The organism is Rheinheimera faecalis, from assembly GCF_021290965.1.
Lineage (GTDB): Bacteria > Pseudomonadota > Gammaproteobacteria > Enterobacterales > Alteromonadaceae > Pararheinheimera > Pararheinheimera faecalis.
The window spans coordinates 1-4,610 of sequence record NZ_JAJOYT010000025.1; the positions used below are offsets into that span (position 1 = coordinate 1).

Below are 4,610 nucleotides of genomic sequence, written 5' to 3' on the forward strand. Positions count from 1 at the left end.
TGCATTGTAATGCTATTTTGTGTCTAGGAAACTCTGGTCGATTCAATCCTGCTGCTCCAGTGTCTCCAGTGGACGATCAAATTCAGCTAATAGCCTGGTGGCAATTTGGATAAAGCGCGGATCTCTGGTGACTCCACCTTGCAAAAAAGGCAGGCTGACACCTTGCAGAATATTCTGCACATCAACGGGATTGATACTGATGGCTCTATACGCAAAGGGGCTATCGGTTCCAGCCTGGCCGTCGTGGGTTTCGTCTGGGTGCAATATCACCACCTCACCGGGCAGCGAATGGCGTAGTTCACCACGATAATTAAAGCTTTGTACGCCTGCTGTAGTTAACGCCAGAGTGTAAGTGTCATGACTATGTGGCGCATAAGCAAGGCCGCTAAAACAGGCTTCGATGCGTTCTGTTTCACCTGCTGCTCTTTTTACCCAGTTGTTGCTATCAGTGCGCTGTTTACCCATCCTTGCGGTACTCCTGAATTTATCCATTTCATGCCAGACCAAAGCAGATCTTAGTCTCTGCATCAAAGCGCAATATCGTTCAATAACACACTAGCTGACCTGGCTACTATATCCCAGAAATTTCATTGGGTTATAGTATCTGACTAAAAATTACCCAGGCGTCATAACACTACCTTAGGTTTATCGCAGCGGTAGCTATCAATACAAAAATCAGAGTGTCGTCAAACATCGGGGAAATAAAATTATATGAACGGAATCAAGAGGTTTTTACTTTGGATGCTGGCGATCATCACACTGGTTGCGGTATCGGCTATTGTGGCTGGTTTTTCATTTCGGGCCGGCCTTGGTTCACCCACTGAGCCTTTCGAGGCAAAAGCTGTATATGCGCCCAATGGCGTGGTTTCGACCAGCCAGCCCTTAGCTAGTCAGGCAGGTCTTACTGTACTGAAAAATGGCGGCAATGCAGTTGATGCTGCAGTCACAGCAGCGGCGGTTTTAAGTGTGGTCGAACCTTATATGACTGGCATTGGTGGCGACATGTTCGCCATGCTGTGGTTGGAAAAAGAGCAACGATTGGTTGGAATTAATGGCAGTGGTCATGCAGGTGCCTTGATGACGTTTGAAAAAATGGCTGATCGCAGACGTGTGCCAGATGAAGGCCCGGAGTCTATTACATTACCAGGCGCATTATCTGGCTGGGCAAAACTATTAGAAGCGCATGGCAGCATAACCTTAGCTGAAGCATTGGCACCGGCCATAGAGCTTGCAGAAAAGGGCTTTCTTATCTCGGACACCACCGCCACTGAATGGGGTTTATTCGAAAGCAAGATCAATTGGGATCAAGGTTCAAGAGCCACTTTTTTAATGGGTGGCGCCAGAACACCCAAAGCCGGTGAATGGTTTACTAACCCTGATTATGCCAACACTTTAAAACTCATTGCTGAGCAAGGCCCGCAAGTGCTGTACGGCGGCGAGCTGGGTCAAAAAATTGCGACACGAGTGCAGGAACTAGGTGGCTTTTTAACCCAGGATGACTTTGCTAACTACAGCGCAGAGTGGGTAGAACCTCTCTCGGTTTCGTTTAAAGAGTATCGGCTGTGGGAATTACCGCCCAATGGCCAGGGCATTGCTGCCTTAGAAATGCTGAAGATATTAGAACCTTTTGATTTAGCTGGTATGAAGCACAATTCTGCAGACTATCTACATCATTTGATTGAAGCGAAAAAACTGGCTTATGCCGATCTGGAACTTTTTGTCGGTGACCCCGAATTTATGCAGATCACACCACAACAGTTACTGTCAGATCAGGTGATTGCCAAGCGTCGTGCGCAAATTAACGCAGACAAAGCTATGGAAAGGGCCGATCCTGAACCCTCGTTAACCACCAGCGAAACCACTTATTTGAGCGTTGCAGATAGCCAAGGCAATATGGTGTCTTTTATCAATAGCTTAGCAGGTTCTTTTGGTTCAGGAATTGTGGTACCTGGCACTGGTTTTGCGCTGCAAAACCGCGGAGTAGGCTTGTCAGTGCAGCCTGACAGAGCCAATACAGTAGCGCCAGGCAGACGCCCATTTCATACCATTATCCCGGGTTTTGTGACCAAGGCAGACGCACAAGGCAAGCAACAACCCTGGTTAAGTTTTGGTATTGTCGGCGGGCCACAGCAGCCACAAGCTCATGTGCAAGTGATGCTGAACATGGTGTTGTTTGATATGGATGTGCAACAAGCTATGGACGCACCAAGGTTCCGGCACTGGGAAGATAACAATGTGAGTTTTGAGCAAGGCATATCTCAAGACACAGTAGATGAATTATTTTCGATGGGGCATGCACCACAAAATCCAATTATGGCCACAGCGCAAAGCGTGTTTCTTGGCAATAGCAGAGGCCTGATATTTGGTAGTGGCCAGGCGGTGATGAAATTAGACAAAGGTTATGTGGCAGGGTCTGATTCCAGACGAGACGGCGTTGCAGCGGCACACTAAAACAAAAAGAAAGTGGTGTAGCAGTTACTGCGTACCGCTTCTTTCAACCTCATATTGCCCATGGGAGCAAAATGAAACTTCTGTATAAAATCGTATTTGCAGTGCTCACTTTATTGGTCGTGCTTTATTATTCAAGTTTCTATGTGTTACCCAGTATCACCATCGTAAACAGTTCGGCAGTTGGAGTAGATCAGGCTGAAATTGATTTGCCCGCTAGCCATTTAGATTTTGGTTCTATTGCCAGCGGCTCAGGCAATGCACTTCATTATTCGTTGACGCAACCAAAGGATGGTGTTTACCGCTATACAATCAAATTTACCGATGCTGTTGAAACTCATGGCAGTTGCGGGTACGTTACTGATAACGAATTCAATAAGCGTGTTGTTATTTCTATAAAAAGTGACCATCAGGTCAGCTGTGAACAGCGATAGAACAAGTTAAATAAGCAGGGCAAATACTTCCTGGTGTTGTTACCAGGTTGCAAATTTTAGCCGGGATAGTTAGTGGCTTGGGACTTTAGATGTTAAGGACAACATATGGATTTTCTGAATCGCCACCTTTGGCTGAAAAAGACATGGATGTTACTCGCTATTTTTGTAGACGCACCCTTTGCAGGTTATTTATTGCTGTCTTTATTCATAGTGGGGGCGAAATATGCCTAGTGGCGCTGTAGGTTGTACCGTATCGGCCTCCGCTGCGCTTGAACCCCAGTGGAGGGAGCACTTCACAGTTAGTGGTGGTGCATGGCTACTTCCTTACATTGAGGCGCGAGTAGCAGGCAGACAATTCCCACGCGAGGAAATGCTCGAAAAATTTAGAGTACTCCACCAAAAAGCACCTGATAGCTACGAGTCAACATGCGTCCGTGGCTGATTGCATTCACTTTGGCTGGTGTTTTTATACTGCTGCTTGGGCTGCCGTTTGTGCTGCTGCCAAAAGGTTTGTACTGGTTGTTGGCCGCTATCTTGTGGCTACCCTTTATATCTGTACTTGAAAGTTTGTTGTTAACACCACTTTATGCACTGATCAGGCGTTTTACCTATTACTCGCCTCTGTTGCTTGCCACAGCATCGCCACAAGGTATCGATCTGCACGCGGGAACTTTATACGACTACCTAACGCATCTGCGCTGGCGTGATCGTGGTGCGCGGGCACAGCGACAGGTCGTGCGGCATATTTTGCAGGGATTATTGGCTATTTGCGACGCAGTAGCAGAGGGACGATTAAGTGGGCACACTGAAATTACCGCAACATCCTACTTTTTTAGTAACAATTCCGCAGAAAAACTAGGTTTTGTAGCTGGCAAGGCGTTTTCGGGGCAAAAATTAAATCTGCTGATGGTATTCCTGAGTCTGGCGTTACGATTAAGCTTTATAAGAGGGCGCTGGTGCTGGCCTGATCTTAAACAAAGTAAGAGTATTCAAACTACTGCAGGTGAGTTGCTTCTGCACAGAGCTATGATAGTGAAAATGCTTGTCCGTATGCAGCGGGGCGATACAAGTAGAGGTTAAGAGCGTGTGGTCAAATAAGGTTTTTTGAGTCAATTGGCATGTGGCTACACCAGTCGCAAGATCCTGTTTTCTGGTGAATAGGGCACTAAGTCTTTAATCGGGTTATGTAATGAATATAGAGAATGTAGAAAAAGCCGATCACCTCAAGTTGTTGGAGATTTGGGAAGCATCGGTCAGAGCCACCCATGATTTTCTGAAAGAGGAGGATCTGCAGGAATTAAAACCTCTTATTCTTGAGCAGTATTTTGATGCCGTTGACTTAAGATGTGCTAAAAACAGCAAAGGTGAAATACTGGGATTTTGTGGTGTGCATGACGGTGCTATTGAAATGCTGTTTATCTCACCTGATGCGCGTGGCAGAGGGGTTGGGTCATTATTAGCTACCCATGCAATCAAAAAGCAAGGCGCAACCAAGGTTGATGTGAATGAACAGAATGAGCAAGCCAAAGGTTTTTACCTGCATATTGGTTTTTCGGTTATAGGCCGCTCAGCAGTTGATGGTCAGGGTAAAGCTTATCCTTTGTTGCATCTGGCACTTTAAATAGTTGATGAGGGTTAGAGCTGAGGTTTTGATCCTTTGATCTGTCGTTAAAGAAAGTTTTGCTCCCGTTTTTCCCCGTCTCTTGTTAAAGGAGAACTAAATGAAGT

Annotated in this window: 5 protein-coding genes; 4 read left to right on the forward strand and 1 reads right to left on the reverse strand. The window is 46.2% G+C overall.

Annotated features, from left to right (window positions below):
- Nucleotides 1-42: 42 nt before the first annotated feature.
- Entirely contained in the window at nt 43-465 is a 423-nt protein-coding gene (locus LSG34_RS20530; protein ID WP_233011202.1) for an AraC family ligand binding domain-containing protein, read from the reverse strand.
- Nucleotides 466-711: 246 nt separating this feature from the next.
- On the opposite strand from LSG34_RS20530, the gene ggt reads away from it, so the two are divergent.
- The 4 genes from ggt to LSG34_RS20550 all read left to right on the forward strand — a co-directional run bounded on the left by ggt (nt 712) and on the right by LSG34_RS20550 (nt 4,503).
- A complete protein-coding gene (gene ggt / locus LSG34_RS20535) occupies nt 712-2,451 on the forward strand; it encodes a gamma-glutamyltransferase (protein ID WP_233011203.1) in 1,740 nt (579 codons plus the stop codon).
- Between the two features lie 71 nt (nt 2,452-2,522).
- The gene (locus LSG34_RS20540) at nt 2,523-2,882 is read left to right on the forward strand and encodes a hypothetical protein (protein ID WP_233011204.1); all 360 of its coding nucleotides are present in this window, start codon (nt 2,523-2,525) and stop codon (nt 2,880-2,882) included.
- A gap of 426 nt (nt 2,883-3,308) precedes the next feature.
- On the forward strand, nt 3,309-3,962 hold the full coding sequence (locus LSG34_RS20545; protein WP_233011205.1) for a hypothetical protein: 654 nt from the start codon (nt 3,309-3,311) through the stop codon (nt 3,960-3,962).
- Between the two features lie 109 nt (nt 3,963-4,071).
- Nucleotides 4,072-4,503, forward strand: coding sequence for an acetyltransferase (locus tag LSG34_RS20550; RefSeq protein ID WP_233011206.1), 432 nt, complete (start codon nt 4,072-4,074; stop codon nt 4,501-4,503).
- Nucleotides 4,504-4,610: the final 107 nt, after the last annotated feature.